This window comes from Celeribacter ethanolicus (assembly GCF_001550095.1).
GTDB classification, from domain to species: Bacteria; Pseudomonadota; Alphaproteobacteria; order Rhodobacterales; family Rhodobacteraceae; genus Celeribacter; species Celeribacter ethanolicus.
In genome coordinates, this window is the sequence record NZ_LRUC01000013.1 from 55,358 (window position 1) to 78,022 (window position 22,665).

17 protein-coding genes are annotated in these 22,665 nt (G+C 62.6%); 10 read left to right on the forward strand and 7 right to left on the reverse strand.

All coding sequences use genetic code 11. The features are described 5' to 3' along the window. Window position 1: 1 nt before the first annotated feature. The 6 genes from NH195_RS06865 to NH195_RS06890 form a co-directional block, all read right to left on the reverse strand. Window positions 2–2,317 (reverse strand): chemotaxis protein CheA, encoded by a 2,316-nt coding sequence (locus NH195_RS06865; RefSeq protein WP_066704894.1) that lies wholly within the window; start codon window positions 2,315–2,317, stop codon window positions 2–4. 9 nt (window positions 2,318–2,326) lie between these two features. Then, window positions 2,327–2,692: a response regulator gene (locus tag NH195_RS06870; RefSeq protein WP_066704896.1), complete on the reverse strand. Its 366-nt coding sequence runs from the start codon at window positions 2,690–2,692 to the stop codon at window positions 2,327–2,329. Next, window positions 2,689–2,970 carry an STAS domain-containing protein gene (locus NH195_RS06875; protein WP_066704898.1) on the reverse strand — a complete coding sequence of 94 codons (282 nt, stop codon included), beginning with the start codon at window positions 2,968–2,970 and terminating at the stop codon, window positions 2,689–2,691. The genes NH195_RS06870 and NH195_RS06875 overlap by 4 nt, the downstream gene beginning before the upstream one ends. A 184-nt stretch (window positions 2,971–3,154) precedes the next feature. Then, window positions 3,155–4,129, reverse strand: coding sequence for a glucokinase (locus tag NH195_RS06880; RefSeq protein WP_066704900.1), 975 nt, complete (start codon window positions 4,127–4,129; stop codon window positions 3,155–3,157). A gap of 3 nt (window positions 4,130–4,132) precedes the next feature. Further along, a complete protein-coding gene (locus NH195_RS06885; RefSeq protein ID WP_066704902.1) occupies window positions 4,133–5,473 on the reverse strand; it encodes a GH1 family beta-glucosidase in 1,341 nt (446 codons plus the stop codon). Between the two features lie 136 nt (window positions 5,474–5,609). Beyond that, window positions 5,610–6,638 carry a substrate-binding domain-containing protein gene (locus tag NH195_RS06890; protein ID WP_066704904.1) on the reverse strand — a complete coding sequence of 343 codons (1,029 nt, stop codon included), beginning with the start codon at window positions 6,636–6,638 and terminating at the stop codon, window positions 5,610–5,612. Window positions 6,639–7,073: 435 nt separating this feature from the next. Here NH195_RS06890 and NH195_RS06895 point away from each other — a divergent pair, with 435 nt between their 5' ends. The 5 genes from NH195_RS06895 (at window position 7,074) to NH195_RS06915 (ending at window position 13,607) form a co-directional block, all read left to right on the forward strand. Next, window positions 7,074–8,354: an ABC transporter substrate-binding protein gene (locus NH195_RS06895; protein ID WP_066704906.1), complete on the forward strand. Its 1,281-nt coding sequence runs from the start codon at window positions 7,074–7,076 to the stop codon at window positions 8,352–8,354. A 160-nt stretch (window positions 8,355–8,514) separates the two neighbouring features. After that, complete coding sequence (locus tag NH195_RS06900) at window positions 8,515–9,516, forward strand: carbohydrate ABC transporter permease (protein WP_066704908.1); 1,002 nt, start codon at window positions 8,515–8,517, stop codon at window positions 9,514–9,516. Window positions 9,517–9,526: 10 nt separating this feature from the next. Beyond that, entirely contained in the window at window positions 9,527–10,789 is a 1,263-nt protein-coding gene (locus tag NH195_RS06905; RefSeq protein ID WP_066704910.1) for a carbohydrate ABC transporter permease, read from the forward strand. A 29-nt stretch (window positions 10,790–10,818) separates the two neighbouring features. Beyond that, complete coding sequence (locus tag NH195_RS06910; protein ID WP_066704912.1) at window positions 10,819–12,495, forward strand: alpha-glucosidase; 1,677 nt, start codon at window positions 10,819–10,821, stop codon at window positions 12,493–12,495. 20 nt (window positions 12,496–12,515) lie between these two features. After that, entirely contained in the window at window positions 12,516–13,607 is a 1,092-nt protein-coding gene (locus NH195_RS06915; RefSeq protein WP_066704914.1) for an ABC transporter ATP-binding protein, read from the forward strand. A gap of 55 nt (window positions 13,608–13,662) precedes the next feature. Here the strand turns inward: NH195_RS06915 and NH195_RS06920 are convergent, their stop codons facing one another. After that, window positions 13,663–14,409 carry an NYN domain-containing protein gene (locus NH195_RS06920; RefSeq protein WP_066704916.1) on the reverse strand — a complete coding sequence of 249 codons (747 nt, stop codon included), beginning with the start codon at window positions 14,407–14,409 and terminating at the stop codon, window positions 13,663–13,665. Window positions 14,410–14,574: 165 nt separating this feature from the next. On the opposite strand from NH195_RS06920, the gene NH195_RS06925 reads away from it, so the two are divergent. The 5 genes from NH195_RS06925 to NH195_RS06945 all read left to right on the forward strand — a co-directional run bounded on the left by NH195_RS06925 (window position 14,575) and on the right by NH195_RS06945 (window position 22,643). Next, window positions 14,575–15,576: a TDT family transporter gene (locus NH195_RS06925; protein ID WP_066704918.1), complete on the forward strand. Its 1,002-nt coding sequence runs from the start codon at window positions 14,575–14,577 to the stop codon at window positions 15,574–15,576. 162 nt (window positions 15,577–15,738) lie between these two features. Further along, window positions 15,739–17,190 carry an IMP dehydrogenase gene (gene guaB, locus NH195_RS06930; RefSeq protein ID WP_066704920.1) on the forward strand — a complete coding sequence of 484 codons (1,452 nt, stop codon included), beginning with the start codon at window positions 15,739–15,741 and terminating at the stop codon, window positions 17,188–17,190. A 236-nt stretch (window positions 17,191–17,426) separates the two neighbouring features. Beyond that, a complete protein-coding gene (locus tag NH195_RS06935; protein WP_066704922.1) occupies window positions 17,427–18,782 on the forward strand; it encodes a tetratricopeptide repeat protein in 1,356 nt (451 codons plus the stop codon). 88 nt (window positions 18,783–18,870) lie between these two features. Beyond that, window positions 18,871–20,052, forward strand: a complete 1,182-nt coding sequence (locus NH195_RS06940) for an RsmB/NOP family class I SAM-dependent RNA methyltransferase (protein WP_066704924.1) — start codon at window positions 18,871–18,873, stop codon at window positions 20,050–20,052. Between the two features lie 284 nt (window positions 20,053–20,336). Next, on the forward strand, window positions 20,337–22,643 hold the full coding sequence (locus tag NH195_RS06945) for an ATP-binding protein (protein ID WP_066704926.1): 2,307 nt from the start codon (window positions 20,337–20,339) through the stop codon (window positions 22,641–22,643). Window positions 22,644–22,665: the final 22 nt, after the last annotated feature.

The window sequence follows — 22,665 nt, forward strand, 5'->3', positions numbered from 1 at the left end:
CTTATCCTACAAGAGCATGCTGGGGTTTGCGGGGACGGGTGCGCCCGGAGGCTTGGCTGACCAGATCGGTCGGATCGAGGATGAGCGCGATCTGCCCGTCGCCGAGGATGGTGGCAGCGGCGATGCCCGGGACACGTCCGTAGCTGCCTTCGAGCCCCTTGATGACGACCTGACGCTGGTCTTCGATCGCATCCACTGCGAGGGCTGCGCGGTTGCCGTCTTCCTGCCCGATCAGGAGGGCGATGCCGCCGACATAGCTTTCCTGCGGCGGGCGATAGCCAAGCTCCGCGCCGAGATCGAGCAGCGGGACGAAACCGCCGCGGATCTGTACCACATGGGTCTCCGGGCCGAGCGCCTTGACGTCGTCGTCGGTGAGGGTGAGCGTTTCGAGAATGGCATTGAGCGGCACGACCAGGGTTTCGTCGGCAACGCGCACGACCATGCCGTCGAGCACGGCCAATGTCAGCGGCAGGGAAATTGAGAAGGTCGTGCCCTTGCCTTCCTGCGAGGTGATCGCAATGCGCCCCCCCAGCGCCTGGATGGAGCTTTTGACCACATCCATGCCGACCCCGCGCCCGGAGAGGTTCGAGATTTCCTGCGCCGTGGAAAAGCCGGGCAGGAACAGAAGGTTGTCGATGTCGCCATCGCTGAGTTGCGCTTCGGCGGGGATGAGACCCTTTTCGATGGCTTTCGCCTTGACGCGTTCGCGGTTGATCCCGGCGCCGTCGTCGCTCACTTCGATGACGATGCGCCCGGAGCGGTGTTGTGCCGTCAGTGTGACGTGACCTTCGCGGGATTTATCCACTGCAAGGCGTTTCTCGGGGCTTTCCAAGCCATGGTCCACGGCATTGCGGATCATATGGGTGAGGGGGTCGGCGAGGCGCTCGATGACGGTCTTGTCGACTTCGGTGTTCTCGCCGTCGGTGTGTAGGCGCACCTCCTTGCCGACCGAAGCCGAGGATTCGCGGACGATCCGGCCCATGCGCTGGAACAGGGACTTGATCGGCTGGGCGCGGATCATCATCACCGATTCCTGAATGTCACGGGTCAGTTGCAGGAATTCCTCGAGCCCGGTGGACACCGGAGAGTTCGGCGGCAGGCCGGCTTCGGTGACAGATTGGCTGAGCATGGCCTGATTGATCACCAATTCCCCCACAAGGTTCACCAGACGGTCGATGCGCTCAAGATCCACGCGCACGGTGGCGCGCGGCTGCGTCGGTGTGCCGGTCGTCTTGGTCGGGGTGGTGCCTTCGGACGTGGTTGTGGCCGAGCTCTTCACGGGCGCGGGGGAGGCTTCTTCCTGCGGTGCTTCGGGCTTGGGGGCGGCTGTGACAGGTGCATCGTTCGGCGTGGCAGTGGACGCGGGGTCGGGGGCCGGTCGGGCTGCGACGGGTTCCGGTTGTACGAGAGGCGGCAGGGGAGGGAGGGCAGGTACGACAGCGACGGATGCAGGGGAGGGCGCCACGGGCGCTGCCGCCAGCGGTGTGATGTCGAGCTGGCACAGACCGTCAACGAACTCGAACACTTCGCGTACGGTCTGTTCGCTTTCCTCGGTATGCACCGTGAGTGTCCATGACAGATGTCCGATGTCGGGATCTATCGAGTCCAGAAGCGGCAGAGAGGCCGCATGGCAGGTTACGGCGAGATCGCCGAGGTCACGCAGGGCGCGGAACAGGTAGAGCGGTTCGTTGCCAGAGATGTAAAGGGCCGGTTCGGGCTTGAAGAAGACGGTGAACCCCTTGCTGGCCACCAGCGGTTCGGTGGCCTCCTCTGAGGAACTCAGATCCAAGGGGGATTCGTCGGCTCCGGCCATGGGCAGGTCGGACAGGTCCGGCAAATTCGGCAGGCCTGCATCGCCCCCGAAATCCAGAGACAAATCCAGTGACAGGGTGGCGGGGGTAAAATCGAGTTCCTCTTCGGATTCTTCTTCGACGCCGACGAGCTTTTCGAGCTTTTCCAGCACCGGATCGGTCACCTCGGAGGACACCGCGTCATCGTCGCGGGCGGCTCGCACGAGATCGCCCAGCACATCGGCGCAGGTGAAGAACAGGCGGATCGCCTCGCCATCCGGCTGGAAGCGCCCGGCGCGGACTTCATCCATCGCGGTTTCGAAGCGATGCGCGAAATGCACGAGGTCGTCGAGCCCGAAAGCTCCCGCGCCGCCCTTGATCGAATGCACGGCGCGGAACACGATATTGATCGTTTCCGGATCTGTGTCGCCGTCATCCATCAGTTGGAGACCATCCTGGAGGCTTTCCAGGAGTTCCTCGCATTCGATAAAGAAGGAGGCGCGGATTTCTGCCATCGGGTCGGACATGGGAACCTCTTAACCAGCCACCATTTGGAGGGCTTTGACGAGTTTGGCGGGGTCGAACGGTTTGACGATCCAGCCGGTGGCACCGGCGGCACGGGCCTTGGCCTTGAGCTCGTCGGCGCTTTCCGTGGTCAGCACGAGGATCGGGATGCGGCTCCATTTGTCCTCGGAGCGTACGGCGTCGATGAAACCGAACCCGTCCATGCGTGGCATGTTGATGTCGGTGATGATCACGTCGGGCTCGATGTCCTCGAGCACTTCGAGACCGTGAATGCCGTCTTCGGCGAGATGGGCGGTAAAGCCCGCCGATGACAGTGCGAGATTGAGCATATCGCGCATGGTGCGGCTGTCGTCGACAGCGAGAACTTCCAGACTCATGTCCAGGCCTCCGGTTGGGTCAGGGTTTCGGGGGTAAAGCCAAAGAGGCCAAGCATGTCGATGCAGTTGTCGGAGGCATGGGCGAGACGCGTGATCTTGCCCTGCGCCGCCCGGGTCCTGACCGCGGAGAGGAGCACCTGAAGCGGCAGGGTGCCGAGATGCCGGACATTGCCGGCGTCGATCACCAGTATGTCGTCGGCAATGGCGGTGAGCTCTGCCATCAGGGGAGCCACGGATTGATAATCGAGCCGGTCGTGGAGTTGCACATGTGTGGTCATGTGCGCACACCTTCATTACGGCAGGGGTGAGACATCTCAAATTTCCCTTACAACTGCGGTCACGAGATCTTGTGTAAGGGCAAGGGAGTTAAAACGAGGTTACGTGGCTCGATTTTTATGGACACCGAAAATTCCCCTGTCTCAGCCTAGAGGGGGCTTGATAAATATATTTTATGTCAATGAATTACGGGTAGATGTTGTGCATATGCGAGGCGCATCCGGTGAGCGCCGCATAGTCGTCTTCGATCACGGAGACGGAAAAATTCTTCATGAAACCGGCAAAACGTCCCTTGTCGCGAAACGCGTCGTCAAAGCCGAAGCGATCGAGGTAAGGCGCGATGTGACGGGCCACGCCGCCGACAAGGTAAATGCCGCCGAACGGCAGTTGGATGAGTGCGAGGTTTCCGGCCACTGTGCCGAGCATATGGACGAAAAGCCGGGCGGCTTCGGTGGCGATGGCATCCATGCCGCTCTCGACGGCGGCCATGATGTCGGCGGCGGATTTCTCGCGCGGGGTCCCGGCCTCGGTGCCGAGGAACAGGTAGGTGCGTTCGAGGCCACGGCCCGAAAGCACGTCCTCAATGGCGGGAAAGCCATGTGCGGTTTCAACGAATTCACAGAGTTTGAGCTCATGCGGGGTGCGGATCGGCAGGTTGGCGTGACCGCTTTCGGAAGGGGCGACGAAACGACCGGTTTCGGTCTCGAACACCGGCGAGGCGTTGAATCCGGTGCCGATGCCGATCACCAGACGCACCGCCTGCGAGGGCGCGGCTGGGGCCTCGATCACCGGGCGGATGTTGTCCGGTGCGATCAGGCCCAAAGCATGGCCCTGCGCTTGCAAGTCGTTGAGAATGGAGACATGTTCGGCCCGTGTGGCGCGGTGCAGCGTGTCGCGGTCGATGGTCCAGTCGAGATTGGTCATCGTGCCGACCCCGTCGCGCACCGGGCCGGCGAGCGCCACGCAGGCGCCCTTGCAATCCACGCCGCCCTCATCCTCGACATATTGCCGCAAGACGCTTTCGAGTCCCGGAAACTTGCGGTTCGAATAGCGCCGGATCGTCTCCGGCAACAGGCTTGCGCCGTCGGCCAGCGCCACACGGGTATTGGTCCCGCCAATGTCGGCCACGAGGGTGAGAGTGTCGGCGGGGTGTTGCGGCATGGCTCAGGTCCGTTCCAGAAGGTCTTTCAACATGTGATACGAGGCTTTGGGGGTGCGTTTCAACGTGTCAAAATCCACATGCACGATCCCGAAGCGCCGCTCATAGCCGAAGGCCCATTCGTAATTGTCCAGAAGCGACCAGTAGAAGAAGCCCTTGAGGTTGACACCGGCCGCAATGGCACGCTGCATCGCCGCCATATGGTCACGGATAAAGCCGCAGCGCTCCGGGTCGTCCACGACGCCATTGCGCAGGTGATCGTCCCAGGCCATGCCGTTTTCCGTCACCATCATCGGCAAATCGCCGACATAGCTCTCCTTGAGCCGCAACAGCAGCGCCTCGAGCCCCTCCGGGCAGATCTCCCAGCCCATCTGGGTGGTGGCGAGATGACCCTGCGCCGGGGAGGTCGAGGGCCAGGGGCTTTCGGCGTCATGAGCCACCAGATTGCGGGTGTAATAATTGATGCCGAGCCAGTCGATGGGCCGCGAGATCGCCTTGAGATCCTCCTGCCAGTCGCGCGGCAGATACGGCTCGAGCCCTTCGAGCGCCTCTGTCGGGTAACGCCCCTTGGCGATGGCTTCGATGAACCAGCGATTGTGGGTGGCGTCTTGTGTGACGGCGGCCCGAATGTCCCTGGGGTCATCCGTGGCAGGCTGGGTGTGTTCGAAATTGAGCACGATGCCGAGGTTGTTGCGGCCATGGCCACGTAGGCGGGCGACGGCTTCGGCATGAGCCTTGAGCACATAATGCATGGAACGCGCGGCGGCGCGGATGTTGCGCAGACCTGGCGCATGATGGCCCAGAAGATGCGACAGGTAGGAAACGCACCACGGTTCGTTGATCGTGGCGTAGCTGGCGACCCTGTCGCCGATCCGGTCGTCGATCACCTCGACGAAATCGCCGAACCAGCGGGCAATCGACGGGTTGGTCCAGCCGCCGAGATCGGAAAGCGCCGATGGCAGTTCCCAGTGATAGAGCGTGACATGCGGCTCCATTCCGCGCTCGAGTATCGCGTCGGTGAGGCGGTCGTAATAGTCGAGTCCCTCACGGTTCACGGCACCCCGGCCCTCGGGGATCACCCGTGCCCAGCTCGTGGAGAACCGGTAGGCGTCGAAATTGCCGGCCTTGAGAATGTCCAGATCTTCCTCGTAGCGATGATACTGGTCGCAGGCCAGCGCGCCATCCTCGGCCCGCAGCACGTTGCCCGGTGTGGCAGCGAATGTGTCCCAGTGGCAGGAGCCCGCCCCGCCGAATTTGTGGCCTTCGACTTGATAGGCGGCGGTGGCGGCGCCGAACAGGAAGCCGTCGGGGAAATCGTTCCGGGTGAGCGAGGCGATCGAGGTCATCGGGGGCTCCATCTGTGAAGGGCTGGATGCGCTTATAGCGAGAAGGTGCGGCTTCGGGCAAGCTCAAAGCGCTTTGAGTTTTTGAGCTAACAGCGCCGCTGTCGGCACGCCATGATTTGGCGCAAGGATCCTGCGGTTATCGGGGGGCGGGGCCGGTGGTGTGGCCGATGATCAGATCGGCATCGAGCAATTCGTGGCGCGGCGGGCGCTCGGGGTGGGCGATCTGTTCGAGCAGCATCTCCGCGCAAATCCGCCCGGCCAGCCGCACGGAAGACCGTGTCGCGGTGTAGATCGGTTCGGAGCTGCCGTTGCGCATATAGGACAGTTCGTCGTCATGCACGATCAGCGAGACGTCCTTGCCGATGGTGAGTTTGAGCGTGTCGAGCGCTCGGCGCACGCCATAGCCGATGATGATCGAGGAGGTCAGAAGTGCGGTCGCCGGATCGGGCCGGTTCAGCACGTTCATCGCGGCGACATAGCCGAATTCCTCGGTCATCTCTGCGCTGTGGCAGAGGCTCGGATCCTCCGCGATCCCGGCGGCGTCGAGGGCTGCGCGATAGCCTTCGCGGCGTTTGGCGGCGAAGTCCATCGTCTCCAGCCCGTTCAGGAGGCCGATCCGCCGGTGCCCCAGGTCAATGAGAAATTTCGTTGCCCGCTCGAAGGCGCGCTGGTTGTTCATATCGACCCAGGCATAGTCGTTTTCATCGGCGCTGCCGGACCGTCCATGCACGACAAACGGCATGCCGATGTCGCGTAACAGTTTGATTCTGGGATCGTCTGCCTTGGGGCCATGCACGATTACCCCATCGACCGAGCCCTTGGCCGCGATCTTCCGATAGGCGTCGGCCTCGCCGCTGTCGGGCACCACGGTCAACAACATGTCGATGTTCTCGCGCGAGTAGATCTCCGACGCGCCGGCGATGAAGTCGGCGAACACCGGGTTGACCATCTCATGGCCCTTGGAGAGCGGGATGATATGGCCGACGGCATGGTTGCGCCCGGTCGCGAGGCCCCGGGCACGGGGGTTCGGGGCGTAATTGTGCTTGCGCGCCGCTTTCATCACCTTTTGCCGCGTCACCTCGGAGACCTCGGGGTATCCGTTCAGGGCGCGGGAGACCGTCGTCTGGGACAGGCCGAGCAGGGTTGAAAGCTCTTTGAGGTTCATGTGATCCCCGTTGGTGAAATGGCGTCGTGCGAGCCACGCAGGCGTCACATGGGCCCGGATGTGCGCGGATGACCCGTTGCGTGGTGTTTCGCCACGCTAGACCGAGCGCGGGGCGGAGGTAAAGACGCGAGTTTCGGACCATGTCACGCCGGGGCGTTTCTCGGGAGCGCCTCTGGGCCGCGTTTCTGTCGTCCGGGCCGGTGCGATGCCGATGCGAGGCCTGTGCGATCCTTGCGGAATGACGTTGCGGAAGTCGTGCAGCCTCTCTCCCGCGCCGTGAAGCCTGCCTTGATCCGTGTCATTGACACGGGGGCGGGCTTGCGACAGGGTGTGGGCGTCAAAGCGCTTTGATCCTGTGGGAAGTGATTGATTTTCGGACTGGTAGCGCTAAGATTTCCTCACCCGTGTCCGGGTCTGAAAACTGGGAGGTTTTACATGAAAAAGACACTTATGACCGGCGCTGCGACGCTCGCCCTGACGACAGTCGGCTTGGCTGGAGGCGCGCAGGCACAGGATCTGACCATTGCCGGTCCGTGGATCGGCGCCGACCAGGAGATGGTCGAGAAGGTTCTGGAGCTTTTCGAAGAACAGAGCGGTCTCGATGTCGCCTATGTCGGCTCCGACAGTTTTGAACAGCAGATCGTGATCGACGCCGAAGCGGGCTCCGCGCCGAACATCGCCGTCTTTCCGCAGCCGGGTCTGGCCTCCGACATGGCGAAGCGCGGCTTCCTGACGCCGCTGGGCGCCGACGTGGAAAACTGGGTGCGCGACAATTACGCTGCCGGTCAGTCCTGGGTCGATCTCGGCACGTCTGTGGGGCCCGACGGAAACCCGGCGCTTTACGGCTTCTTCTACAAGGTCGATCTGAAATCCCTCGTCTGGTACGTGCCGGAAAACTTCGAGGATGCGGGTTATGAGGTCCCGACCTCGATGGAAGAACTGAAAGCGCTCACCGAACAGATCGTTGCCGATGGCGAGACGCCCTGGTGTATCGGTCTGGGGTCCGGGGCCGCGACCGGCTGGCCGGCAACCGACTGGGTCGAGGACATGATGCTGCGCACGCAGCCGCCCGAAGTCTATGACGGCTGGGTCGACAACAGCGTGAAATTCGACGACCCGCGCGTGGTCGCTGCGATCGAGGAATTCGGCTGGTTCGCCCGCAACGACGCCTTCGTCTCCGGTGGGGCTTCCGCGGTGGCCTCGACCGACTTCCGCGACAGCCCGAAAGGTCTCTTCACCTCGCCGCCGCAATGCTACCTGCACCGTATGGCGTCGTTCATCCCGGCCTATTTCCCGGAAGGCACCGTCGAGGGGGAAGATGTCGATTTCTTCTACTTCCCGTCCTATGCGGAAAAAGATCTCGGCAATCCGGTCTTGGGCGCGGGCACGCTCTGGGCGATCACCAACGACAGCCCGGCGGCGCATCAGTTTATCGAATTCCTCGAAACGCCTGAGGCGCATGAGGTCTGGATGTCGCAAAAAGGCTTCCTGACCCCGCATAAAGGCGTCGATGCGTCGAAATTCGGCGATCCGGCGACGGCTGCGATGAACGAGATCCTGCTCGGCGCGACCACCTTCCGCTTCGACGGCTCCGACCTGATGCCGGGCGGCGTGGGTGCAGGCTCCTTCTGGACCGGAATGGTCGATTACGCCGGTGGTAAATCCGCCGAGGATGTTGCCAAGTCGATCCAGGCCTCCTGGGATGCGCTGAAATAATCGGTGTCTAAGCCCAACAGGCTCTCCGGCCCTTCGGGGGCCGGGGACTTTCACGTCCGCGTCGCTTAAGATGGCCCCCGGTTCGGGGAGAAACGATCAGGCGGGGAGGGCGGGTCCGGTCAGGAGACCGCGGCGCGACAGATCGAAGGGGAGAGAGACAATGCATCCGGCTTTTCAGGGTCTTCTGACCATCGCCATCGGCGTCGGCGCCTGTATCGGCTATTTCTATTTTTCCAACATCATTCTCGACAAGGTGATCTTCCCGGCCCGTGGTCCGCATGCCGGGCGCAACATCAACCGGGCGAATCTTGTTCGTCCGTGGCTGTTCCTGCTGCCGGGGCTGTTGGCACTTGGGCTTTACCTGGCCTATCCGGTGGTCGAGACGCTCAGGCTGTCTCTCACGGATCGCGATCTCGGCGGCGCTTATGTCGGGCTCGAGAATTACCGCAAGATGTCGAACGACCCGAAATTCTGGGAGGCGATGCGCAACAATGCCTTCTGGCTTCTGGTCGTTCCGGCGATGTCCACCGGTTTCGGGCTTCTGGTGGCGCAGCTCACCGACCGCATCCGCTGGGGCTCCATCGCCAAGTCCTTGATCTTCATGCCGATGGCGATTTCCTTTGTTGGCGCGGCGGTGATCTGGAAACTCGTGTACGACGCCCGGCCTCTGGGCACGGAACAGATCGGCATCCTGAACGCGATCTACCTTGGCCTCGGGGGGGCGGAGCCGATCAACTGGCTGACCCTGCCGTTCTGGAACAACTTTTTCCTTATGGTGGTGCTGATCTGGATACAGACCGGGTTCGCCATGGTGATCCTCTCGGCAGCGCTCAGAGGCGTGCCGGAGGAAACCATCGAGGCGGCCATCGTCGACGGCGCCAACCCGTTCCAGATCTTCTTCCGCATCAAGGTGCCGCAGATCATGGGCACCATCGTCGTGGTCTGGACCACGATCACCATCACCGTGCTGAAAATCTTCGACATCGTCTTCGCCATGACCAACGGGCAATGGGAGACGCAGGTTTTGGCCAATTACATGTACGACCAACTCTTCCGCGCCCGTGACTGGGGCGTTGGCTCGGCGGCGGCCATGGTGATCATGCTCTTGGTGACGCCGATCCTGGTCTGGAACGTCTACAACGCACGCAAAGAGATGAAGTGAGGGCAGGACCATGGACAATATTGCCGGCAAGAAACCCGCGCTGATCTGGGCCACCCATCTCTCGGTCGCTCTGCTCGTCTTCCTCTGGCTGTTCCCGACGGTCGGGCTGTTCGTTTCGTCCTTCCGCACGGCCGATCAGATCTCCGGTTCCGGCTGGTGGAAGGCGCTGTTCCCGCAGGTGCAGAACACGATGATCCGCACCGCGGCACCCGAGACGCAGCAACAGATCGACGGCAAATATGTCATCGCGGGCAATCTCTTCGCGGAAGAGGGCGACAAGCCCGGCACGATTTCGGTCTGGGGCACGTCTTCACGCGCCATCGACGCCTACAAGGCCGGGGAGACCGCCGATCTGGGCGAAGACGGTCTGCTGACAGTCGAGGAAAACGGCGATTACCGGCTGGTCGGGGAGACGCAATATTCCGGCTCGCGCGGTGAGCGGGTGTTCCTCACCGCCAGGACACCGCCCAGCTTCACGCTGGAGAACTACCGCACCGTGCTGTTCTCCGGCAAGGCCACGGACAAGATGGGCAAGGCCTTCATCAACACCTTTACCGTGACGATCCCGGCGACTGTCATTCCGATCCTGATCGCGGCTTTCGCGGCCTATGCTTTGGCGTGGATGGATTTCCGGGGCCGCGCATTTCTGATTGCGGTGATCGTCGGGCTTCTCGTGGTGCCGCTGCAACTGGCGCTCATTCCGCTTCTGTCCTTCCATGGCGCGGTGGTCGAATGGTTCGTAGACCTGATGGGCACACCTGATCCGGCCAATGCGCGCCGCTTCCTGACGGTTGGCTCTCTGGGTCAGATGCTGGGCTTTGCGCCGGGCGATACGATCAATTCCAAGGGTTATCTGGGCGTCTGGGCGGCGCATACCGGGTTCGGTCTGCCGCTTGCGATCTATCTTTTGCGCAATTACATGGTCGGCCTTCCGAAGGACATCATCGAAAACGCCCGCGTCGACGGCGCGACGGATTTCCAGATTTTCACGAAAATCATCCTGCCGCTTTCCTTCCCGGCGCTCGCCTCCTTCGCGATCTTCCAGTTCCTCTGGACTTGGAACGACCTTCTTGTGGCGCTGGTTTTCCTGATCGACAGTTCGGGCGAGACCACCGTGATGACGCGCCAGATCGTCGAGCTTCTGGGCACCCGGGGCGGCAACTGGGAAATCCTCGCGACCGCAGCCTTCGTGTCGATCTCCGTGCCGCTGGCCGTCTTCTTCTTCATGCAGAAATACCTCGTGCGCGGCCTTCTGGCCGGGTCCGTCAAGTGACACGCACGACATAACAAAAGAGCAAAATCATGAACGCATCCTCTTCCTCCCCCAAAGGGTTCACCCGTGATAAGGACTGGTGGCGCGGCGCCGTCATCTATCAGATCTACCCGCGCTCGTTTCAGGACAGCAACGGCGACGGGGTCGGCGATCTTTTGGGCATCGTGAGCCGTCTGCCCTACATCGCCTCGCTCGGTGTCGATGCGATCTGGATTTCGCCTTTCTTCACCTCGCCGATGAAGGATTTCGGCTACGATGTGTCGGACTATTGCGATGTCGATCCGATGTTCGGCACTTTGGCCGATTTCGACGCGGTGATCGACACGGCACACAGCCTCGGGGTCAAGGTGATGATCGACCTCGTGCTGTCGCACACCTCGGATCAACATCCGTGGTTCGCGGAAAGCCGGTCGTCGAAGGACAATGCCAAATCGAACTGGTATGTCTGGGCCGATGCCAAACCCGACGGCACGCCGCCGAACAACTGGCTGTCGATCTTCGGCGGCTCCGGTTGGCAATGGGACGCCGGGCGGATGCAGTATTACCTGCACAATTTCCTCGTCGAGCAACCCGATCTGAATTTCCACGAACCGGAGGTGCAGGAGGCGCTTCTCGATGTGGCGCGGTTTTGGCTGCAACGTGGCGTCGACGGGTTCCGTCTTGATACCATCAACTTCTACACCCATGATGCGGAGTTGCGCGACAACCCGCCGTTGCCCGCCGCAGAGCGTCAGGCCAAAACCGCCCCGGCGGTCAACCCCTACACGTGGCAAAATCACATCTACGACAAATCCCGACCGGAAAACCTTGAGTTCCTGCGCAAGCTGCGAGCGGTGATGGAGCCGTTCAACGCGGCTGCGGTGGGCGAAGTCGGAGACGATCAGCGTGGCCTCGAAATCCTCGGCGAATACACCCGTGGCGATGACCTCATGCATATGTGCTACGCCTTCGAGCTGTTGTCCGGCGACACGCCGACGCCCGGCTATGTCAAGGAGGTGATGGACAAGGTGGCCGAGGTGGCTTCCGACGGCTGGGCCTGCTGGGCCTATTCCAACCACGACGTGGTGCGGCACATGTCGCGGTGGCATCTCGACCCGATGGGGGCGCGTGCTTTTACCACGCTGATGATGTGCCTGCGCGGCTCGACCTGTATCTATGAGGGCGAGGAGCTTGGCCTCACCGAGGCGGATGTTGCGTTCGAGGATCTGCAAGACCCTTATGGCATCCGCTTCTGGCCGGAGTTCAAAGGCCGCGACGGGTGTCGCACGCCGATGGTCTGGGATCAGACCCAGCATCACGGCGGCTTCTCCGAGGCGCCGCGCACCTGGTTGCCGGTCAGCCCCGATCACCTGTCGCTGTCCGTGGCGCAGTCCGAATACGACCCGGGCTCGATCCTGCATCACTACCGTCGCGCGATTGCCTTCCGTCACGCCCATCCGGCGCTCAAAAGTGGCGAGATGGTCGACATGAAGGTGCAGGGTGCCTGCCTGACCTTCACCCGCAAGAGTGCGGAGGAAGAGTTGCTCTGCGTTTTCAATCTGTCCGATCAGCCCGCAACGCTCGACGCGCCCGGGGGGAACTGGCATCATGTCGGCAGCGAATTGAATTCGGCCTCTCCGATGGAAGACGGCAAGCTGCATCTGGGGCCGTGGCAACCGGCGCTGATGCTGCGTGAGACATCGGGACAAGACCCGGAACAGGAATAAGAGCGCGAGGGGAGAGAGTTATGGCCGATCTGAAACTGGAACATGTCTCGAAGGTCTACGGCGGTAAGGTCGAAGTCCTCAAGGACATCAATCTCGACATCGCGACCGGGGAATTGATCGTCTTTGTCGGCCCGTCGGGCTGTGGCAAGTCCACGCTGTTGCGGATGATCGCGGGGCTGGAGAAAATCTCCGGCGGCACGCTCGAGATCGACGGCGTTCTGGTCAACGACGTGCCGCCCGCGCAACGCGGTATCGCCATGGTCTTCCAGTCCTATGCGCTCTACCCGCATATGACCGTCTACGACAACATGGCCTTCTCCCTCAAACTCGCCAAGAAATCGAAGGCCGAGATCAAGGAGGCGGTGATGCGCGCCGCCCATATCCTTCAGCTCGAAGACTACCTCGACCGCCTGCCCAAGGCGCTTTCGGGCGGTCAGCGTCAACGCGTCGCCATCGGTCGGGCCATTGTGCGCGACCCGAAAGTGTACCTGTTCGACGAACCGCTCTCCAACCTCGACGCCGCACTCCGCGTCGCCACCCGGCTTGAGATTGCCCAGCTCAAGGAAAGCATGCCCGAGAGCACGATGATCTATGTGACCCACGATCAGGTCGAGGCGATGACCTTGGCCGACCGCATCGTGGTGCTCGCGAACAAAGGTATCGCCCAGGTCGGTAGCCCGCTCGATCTCTACGAGCGCCCGGACAACGAATTCGTGGCGCAATTCATCGGCTCTCCGGCGATGAACCTTCTGGCGGGCGAGATCATCGAGACCGGCGCGATGACCCGGGTGAAACTCGACGGCGAGGGCATCGCCACCTCCGCGATCCCGACGGTGGAGGCCGACATGGGCCGTCGCGTCAACATCGGCGTGCGCCCCGAAGACATGCATTTCGCGGAAGACGAAGCGATCCTCGACGGCGTGGTCGATGTGGTCGAGGCTCTGGGTGAAGTGACGTTGCTCTATTTCGTCGCCGAGCGTGGCAACGATCCGATCATCGCCAAGCTGCCGGGTATTCACGCGGGGCTCAAGGGCCAGACCGTGAAGCTGTCCGCGCCCCCGGAAAAGGTGCATCTTTTCGCCGACGGGCTGTCGATGCGGCCGAAAGGGTGAGAGCGACCGCGAAAGGTCGCCGCAAGGCGGCCTGCGCTAGACCGAGGGAAGCAGATCAGTCGAGCCGCCGCACCATGATCTGGTTGCCCTCGCCGCGTCTGGTTTCGAACAGTTTCAGAGAGGTGATCAATTCGCTGAGCTTGCGCTTGCCATAGCTGCGGGTATCGAAATCGGGTTGGGCGGCGGTGATATACTGACCGATTTGTCCCAGAGTCACCCATTCATCGTCCGAATTGATCGCATCCATGGCCCGGATCACCAGTTTGGTGGGATCCTCAAGCGGCGTTTCTGCGGCGGGGCTGACCTCTGCGACCTCTTCGGGTTTGCGCGGCTTGGTGACGGGTTTCACCGCCTCCGGCAGGAGGTTCTCGACATAGATGAAACGCTTGCAGGCCTTGACGAATGCACCTGGCGTCTTGCGCATGCCCATGCCGAAGACATCGAGCCCCTGTTCGCGAATGCGACTGGCGAGCCGGGTGAAATCGCTGTCCGAGGAAATCAGAACGAATCCGTCGAACCGTCCGGAATGCAGAATATCCATGGCATCAATCACCAGGGCGATGTCCGAGGCGTTCTTGCCGGTGGTGTTGGCGAATTGCTGATGTGGGACGATTGCCAGAGCCGCCAGTTTTTCCTTGTTCCAGCCCTGCGGCGCGCTGCCTGCGAAATCGCCGTAAATCCGCCGGATGCTGGCCTCGCCGAGGGTGGCGATTTCCTCGAACATCGCCTCGGCATATTTCGCGGAGATGTTGTCGGCGTCGATCAGAACGGCAAGGAGGGGCGGTTTGGTCATATTGGGCATGGGAAAGTCCTCGGGTGCGCGTTTCTCCAGCCATAGAGTATCGTGGCCCCGGGCGCCAGCGCCACCGCGACGTCGCGCCCCACGATGCGCCCCGATGAAATCCTTTCAACGGGCCGGGCAGGGTGATATTCAACCTTCGAAATATATGTTTGAAGGCCAGATCCCATGTCCCAGACCCCGCCGCGCATTATGCCGAAACCCTTCAACGCCCCGCCGCAGGGGCTCTGGCGCGCCACGCCGCCGGCGATCTTTCCGCCGATCATGGGGCTGATGGGCCTCGGGCTGGCCTGGCGCAACGCCGCCAAGGTGATCCCCGGCGCCCCCGCCTGGATCGGGGAAATGCTCCTTGGCGCCTTTTCTCTGCTCTATCTCTTCGCGCTCCTGACCTATGTTGCCAAGATGGCGCGCCGCCCCTCGGTGATCGCAGAGGACTTGCGCATTCTGCCGGGGCGGGCGGGGCTTGCCGCGGGCGCCGACACCGGCTTTCTCTTTGCCGCCGCTCTCGTGCCCTACTCAACGGGGCTGGCGAAAACCGTTCTGGTGCTCTCGCTGATCGCGCTGACCGTCGTGGCGCTGCTGATCCTGCGGTCCTTCGCGCTTGGCCCTGCCGAGCAGCGCAGGGTGACTCCCGCATGGCATTTGTCTTTCGTCGGTTACATCCTCGCGCCGCTTTCCGCCGTGCCGCTGGGCTGGATCGGCCTGTCGCAGTTCATCTATATGACCACCCTGCCGATCGCTCTGGCGATCTGGCTGATCTCCGTGCTTCAGGTGCTCAAGGCCGATGTGCCCGCGCCGCTGCGTCCGCTTCTGGCGATCCATATCGCGCCGCTCTCGCTCTTTGGCATCGTCTCGGTTCTGCTGGGCTATAATTCCGCCGCGGCGGGCTTTGGACTGATCGCCATCACCCTTCTGGTGATCGGCATTCTCGGCACGCCCTATCTGATCAAGGCAGGGTTCTCCGCGCTCTGGGGCGCCTTCACTTTTCCGCTCGCGGCCTTTGCCAACCTGATGTTTGCTGTGGCTTCCGTCTCGCCGGGCGCGTTCCGTCTGATCGGCGGGCTCGAACTGGTCGCGGCCACGCTGATCATCGTCTATATCGCCTCGAAGATCATGCAGATCTGGATGCGGGGCAAGCTGTCCAAGGCCACCAACGCCGCGACGGTCTGACGTTTCCTTTGCTGCCAAAACCTCGAAAAAGGGCTGCCTCCGAGGGGAGCGCGGCCCTAAATCTTGCGGGGCATCGCTGTAAAACCCACAAAACGCCCTTTCCATTGTGGGGTATCCGTGCAATAGGGACGTGCCAAACCGTATCCCCCATGGAGAGACCCGATGGAGATTCGCGAGGCGCTTACCTTCGATGACGTATTGCTTGTTCCGGCTGCATCTACCGTGCTGCCGTCCACAGCCGATACCAGGACCTATGTCACCAAATCCATTCAGCTGAACATCCCGCTTTTGTCGTCGGCGATGGACACCGTGACCGAAGCCCGCATGGCTATCGCCATGGCGCAGGCCGGGGGCATCGGGGTGATCCACAAGAACCTCAACATCGAGCAGCAGTCTATCGAAGTGCGCCGGGTCAAACGGTTCGAGAGCGGCATCGTCTACAATCCGGTGACGCTGACCGCGAACCAGACCATCGCCGATGCCAAGGCCCTTTGTGCCCAGTACAATTTCACCGGCTTCCCGGTGATCGACGCGGATCGTCGCATCGTCGGTATCGTCACCAACCGCGACATGCGCTTTGCCACTTCGGACGACACGCCGGTCTCTCAGGTGATGACTTCGGACAATCTCGCGATCCTTCAGGAACCCGCCGACCGTGACGAGGCGATCTCGCTGATGAAAGCGCGCCGGATCGAGAAACTTCTGGTCGTCGACAAGGACAACCGCCTCACCGGCCTTCTGACCCTCAAGGACACCGAGCAAAGCGTGCTGAACCCCTCGGCCAGCAAGGACGCGCTTGGGCGTCTGCGGGTTGCGGCGGCGACGGGCGTGGGCGATGCGGGGTTCGAGCGCTCCGAGGCGCTGGTCGATGCGGGCGTCGACATCATCGTCATCGACACGGCGCATGGCCATTCGGTAGGCGTGGTTGAAGCGGTGGCGCGGGCCAAAAAGATCTTCGGTGACAAGGTTCAGATCATCGCGGGCAACGTCGCCACGGGTGCCGCGACCAAGGCACTGATCGACGCGGGTGCGGATGCGGTCAAGGTCGGCATCGGGCCGGGGTCGATCTGTACGACCCGTATGGTCGCGGGCGTCGGTGTGCCGCAGCTCACCGCCATCATGGATTGCGCCAAGGCGGCGGGCGACGTGCCGATCATCGCCGATGGCGGCATCAAATTCTCCGGCGATTTCTCGAAAGCCATCGCGGCGGGCGCCTCAGTCGCCATGGTCGGCTCGATGATTGCGGGCACGGACGAGTCTCCGGGCGAGGTGATCCTCTATCAGGGCCGCTCCTTCAAATCCTACCGTGGCATGGGGTCGCTGGGCGCCATGGCGCGCGGCTCGGCGGATCGCTATTTCCAGAAAGACGCGGCCTCCGACAAGCTCGTGCCCGAGGGCATCGAGGGGCAGGTGCCCTATAAGGGCCCGGTCGCGACCGTGCTGCATCAGATGGTCGGGGGGCTCCGCGCCTCCATGGGCTACACCGGCTGCGCCACCGTGGCCGAGATGCGCAAAAACTGCGAGTTCGTGAAGATCACCGGCTCGGGTCTCAAGGAAAGCCACGTCCACGACGTACAGATCACCCGTGAAAGCCCGAACTACCGCATCGGTTGAGGCTTCGAGACGACAGGATTGCAAGGCGCCACGGAATGAACCGTGGCGCTTTTTCATTTTCTGCACCGCAGCTTCGTGACGCTGTGGCAAATTGATATTCTGCCGCTTTTGTGATCTAATATCAGCATGGCCATGGTGCCGGACTCACTCGCCCGTCGAAAGCGCGTCAGATGCGTTCTGTGCGAGAGAGACAGAATTGCCTTTTCCGCCCATGGTCCTGGGAAGAGGAGGGGAACATGTTGCATTCGGGACTTCGGAAAATCGCGCGTTGGGGGACGCTGTGGGGGACGGTGAGCCTTGCCTGTCTTGCTCTGCCGCTGGCCGGGGGGGCACAGGATCTTGATGCTCCCGCTCTGAAGGCCGCCGCGGAGGCGGGCGACATGGTCGCGGCGCGGCAGCTCGGCAGTGCGCTGCTCTGGGGCTATGGCGGTGTCGATCAGGATGTCGAGGCCGCGACGCTTTTGCTGACACATGCCGCCGAAGCGGGGGATGCCAAGGCGCAATCGACGCTCGGGCAGGCCTATCTTTGGGGCACGCCGCTGGCCAAGGATCTCGCCGAGGCCGACCGCCTCCTGAGCGCCGCCGCGGCCTTGGGCGATGCCAGTGCGATGCGGGTGCTGGGGCAACAGTTGATCGGCGGTTGGGTCATGCCGCAGGACATTGAGCGTGGCCTGCCTCTGCTCGAAGGTGCGGCGGCGCAGGGCGATGTTCCGGCCAAGATCGCGCTCGGGGAATTCTATCTCTATGGCAAGCCTCTGGCGAAAGACTGGACACGCGCCGAGGCGCTGTTCGAAGAGGCTGCCGCCGCGGGGGACGGCTCCGGTCTTGCGGCCTATGGCGCGATGCTGATGTGGAGCGAAAAGGACTGGAGGACCGCCGAGGCCGATCTCATCCGGGCCGGAGAGATGGGCGAGGGCGGGGCGTGGGTCACGCTCGCGGAAGGGGCGATGTACGGCTATCTCGGAGCGGATTCGCGCGGCAAGTTCGACGGGTTCGCCGACAAGGCGCGGGCGGCGGGCGAGGAACGCATCGCGGTTCTCGAGTCGCAGCGTGCGACCTGGGGGATTTCCATGGAAGCCAGCGGCCCGAAAGCTCTGGCCGAGCTGGAAACCGCTGCGGAGGATGGCAATGTCACCGCTCTTCTGAACCTGATTTCGCTGCAACGCGACGGCAATCGCTACAACATCCGCAAGGACCCGGCAGGCGCTCTGGCATCGCTTGAGGCCCATGGTGATCTGTTGAGTGCCGAGCAGCGGACGCAATACGCTCTGACGATCGCGGCCGCGACCCATCGCATGAAACAGGATCTGCCGAAGATGGCGGCCAGGATCGAGGCGGCCGTTGCGGAAACTCCCGGCCTGATGACCGACTGGTTTGGCAAGGAGCTCTACAAGGCCAATCCGAACCTCGCGATCTATATGTTGCAGGCTGATCTCAAGGCCCAGGGGCTTTATGGCGGGGCGCAGGATGGCTATGCCGGACCGCGCACGCTCAAGGGGCTCTACAAGATGTGCAAAGCTTTGCCGGGCGAAGAGAATTGCGGCGACCGGGTGCTCGATGCCGGGTTGATCGGCAAGCTTCTGGCCCGTTAGGCGGCCTGTGACTGCGCGTTGATTGTCGGGCAGGGGCGGTGTAGGTCTGGGGAGAGGGATCGTGTCCGATCCGCAACCGGAGCCCTGAATGACCCCTGCCGCCCGACTGTCCGCCGCCATCGAATGTCTCGACGATGTGCTCGCCGGTGAGAATGCCGAGCGCGTGCTCACCAACTGGGCGCGCGGGCATCGGTTCGCCGGGTCCAAGGATCGCGCCGCGATCCGGGATCATGTCTTCGACGCGTTGCGCTGCAAACGGTCCTATGGCTGGCTTGGTGGGGCGGGCGAGGCGCGCCCCTCCGGGCGTCAGTTGATGATCGGCGCGCTCCGGGCAGAGGGTGCCGATCCCGATACGCTGTTTTGTGACGACCGTTTCGCACCGCGCCCTTTGACCGACGAGGAACGCACGGCCCCTCCGGCGCTCGACGCGCCGCCGCGGGGTGTGCGTCTCGATTGCCCCGACTGGCTTTTGCCGCTCTATGATGAAACGCTGGGCGCGGATGCAGAGGCCGCGCTCGCCCTCCTGCGTCAGCGTTCCGATGTCTTCCTGCGCGTCAATATCCGCAAATCCACCCTGAGCTATGCGCTCGAACTTCTGGCCGACGACGGCATCGAGGCGGTGCCGCATCCGCTCTCCGAAACCGCCCTGAAAGTCACCCGTGGTGCGCGTGCCGTTGCCCGCTCGCAGGCCTATCTCACCGGCGTCGTGGAATTGCAGGACGCAGGCTCGCAGGCGATCATCGACGGCTTGCCTCTGGAAGACGGCATGGCGGTTCTGGACTATTGCGCGGGGGGCGGTGGCAAGAGCCTTGCCATGGGCGCGCGCGCCGCGCTGAACCTCACGGCGCATGACGTCGACCCCGCGCGGATGCAGGACATCGCCCCGCGCGCCTCCCGGGCGGGGATCACGGTTCAGACCGCGCGCAAAGCCGATCTCGCCGCCGCCTACGATCTGGTGCTCTGCGACGTGCCCTGTTCCGGTTCCGGCGCGTTTTCCCGCAGCCCGCAGGGCAAATGGGCTCTGACCCAGGCCCGGCTCGACCGGCTGGTCGCACTTCAGGCCGAGATTCTCGCGGAAGTCGCCCCTCGTGTGTGCCCGGGAGGCGTGCTGGCCTATGCGACCTGTTCGTTGTTCGAGATGGAAAATGCAGCTCAGGTCGCGGGGTTTCTGGCGCGTCATGCCGCATTCGAGCCGATCCGTCAAAGGCAGATCAGCCCGCTGGAGGGCGGCGACGGTTTCTATTTCGCGACTCTGCGCCGCCTGAACTGACGCAAAACGCAACTTTTTATCTGACGTGTAAAATTCTTATCGGATACAACTTTACCGATAGTTATTCGCGTTTTATCCTCGTTTTGTGCTGCCGATTAAAGAGCCGTTAACCAAATCACCGCAAAACTCGGCCAGGATCCGTCAGGATCGGCCAAAATCGGGCCAAAATCGGCAAGACATCGGGGACATCCCGTGGGACAGTGCTCTGGATTGCGTATTGCGCAACCGGTTCGGCGCGTCACCCGGGAAAGAAACGCAAAGGGGAACAGGTGTTCAGCACCAGCATGACCGCAGGGCCATTGTCGAAACAGGCCGAACGGATCGCACCTTACAGCATGGGGCTTGCTCTGGGCGGGCTGGCACTTTGTGTCGGAGCCTTGATCCTGCCGGTCCCGCAACTCGGTCTCATCCTGTTCAGTGGCGGCGCCGCATTGCTTTGGGCCGCACTTCTGGTGCGGGTCCTCAACCACCGCCGGCATGTGGCGCGCAACCGTCTCAACATGGCGCTGGCCGAATTTGTCGCCAATGACGCCGCACCCTCTTTCACCACCGATCTGAATGGGGTGATCGGCTATGAAAACCGGGCCGCGATCGAACGGTTCGGCGGGCGCGGTGGCCAGACGCTGCTCCACGCCCTCGAAGAGGTCTTTGCGGCCCCCGGCGCGACGCTCAGCCGGCTGCAATCGCGGGCGCTGGCCAAAGGGGCGGCGCGCGAGGACGTGGTGATGCGCCACGGTCATATGCGCCTCTCGGTGCATCTGATTGGCGAAAGCGGTTTCCTGTGGCGGCTCGAGGACATGGCCGAACGCGGTGGCGCGTTCGATGGCGACGCGATCTCCCTGCCGATGGTCACCCTGTCGAAGAACAACACGGTGCTGTTTCTGAACGAACCGATGCGGCGCCTGATCGGGCACCGCGAAAAGGCGCTGGACCGGGTGGTGACCGACTTGCCGATCCGTCCGGGGGATGTCCATGTCCTGGCGGGTGTCGAGGGGCGGATCCATGCCCGCGTCGCGCAATACGAACGCTCGGGAACGGGACGTAAGGAATTGTATTTCCTTCCGGAAACGACTCCGAGTCTCGGCGCATGGGAGGCCTTGGACGCGTTGCCGGTCGCACTTTTGAAAGTGGCAGTGGACGGGCGTATCCTGCAATCCAACCGCCCCGCGCGGGAGCTTCTGGCGATCCCGTCGCATGACCGTCTGAGTCTTGGCGATCTGGTGGAGGGGCTGGGGCGACCGGTGCAGGACTGGGTCTCGGATGTGGCCATGGGGCGGGCGCGCAAGCCCGAGTTCGTGCGGGCCTCGCGCCCGCAAAGCGATACCTTCCTGCAAATTTCTCTCAACCGCGTCGAAGGCAAGGGAGAAGGCAAGAAGGACCAGATCGAACTGATCGCCGTGCTCTCTGATGCGACGGAGTTGAAATCGCTCGAGGCGCAATTCGTGCAATCGCAAAAGATGCAGGCCATCGGCCAGCTCGCGGGTGGTGTAGCACATGATTTCAACAATCTTTTGACTGCAATATCAGGGCATTGCGATCTGTTGCTGTTGCGTCATGATAAGGCCGATCCGGACTATGGCGATCTCGTGCAGATTCATCAGAACGCCAACCGGGCCGCGTCTCTGGTCGGACAGCTTCTGGCGTTTTCGCGCAAGCAGACGCTCAAGCCCGAGGTGATCGACCTGCGCGATACGCTGTCCGATCTGACCCATCTTCTGAACCGTCTGGTGGGCGAAAAGGTCAGCCTGTCGCTCGACCATGACGCCGGGCTCCTGCCGATCCGGGTCGACAAGCGCCAGCTCGAGCAGGTGATCATGAACCTTGTGGTTAACGCCCGCGACGCCATGCCGTTGGGCGGCGAGATCAAGATCGAGACCCGCAACGAGGTGCTCCGGGACGCGTTTACCCGCGACCGGGCGACGATTCCGCCGGGGGAATATGTCGTGGTGACCGTGTCGGATCAGGGCGTCGGCATCCCGCCGGACCGGCTGCAAAAAGTGTTCGAACCGTTCTACACCACGAAGCGGACGGGTGAAGGCACTGGGCTTGGGTTGTCGACCGCTTATGGCATCATCAAGCAGACCGGCGGTTTCATTTTCGTCGACAGCGTGGTGGGCAGCGGCACGGCCTTCACCATTTTCCTGCCGGCGCATACGGCTCGGGCCGAGGCAGTGGTCGAGGCGGCGAACAAGCCGGTCGCGGAGGCGCATCCGACCTCCGAGCGGGGCTCCGGCGTGATCCTTCTGGTGGAGGACGAGGCGCCGGTGCGGGCCTTTGCCTCCCGCGCGCTGCGATTGCGTGGGTACACGGTGATCGAGGCTGAGAATGCCGAGGAGGCGCTCGAGACGCTGGAGGACGAGAGCCTGCATATCGACGTTTTCGTGTCCGACGTGATCATGCCGGGGATGGACGGGCCGAGCTGGGTCTCCGAGGCGCTGAAACACCGTCCGGGTGTAAAGGTGGTCTTCGTCTCCGGCTATGCGGAAGATCATTTCTCTGAACAGCAATCGCGCATTCCGAATTCGACCTTCCTGCCGAAACCGTTTTCCTTGTCGGAACTGACCGCGACGGTGCAGGCACAGTTTCACTGAAAATCATGTCTTTTCAAGGTGT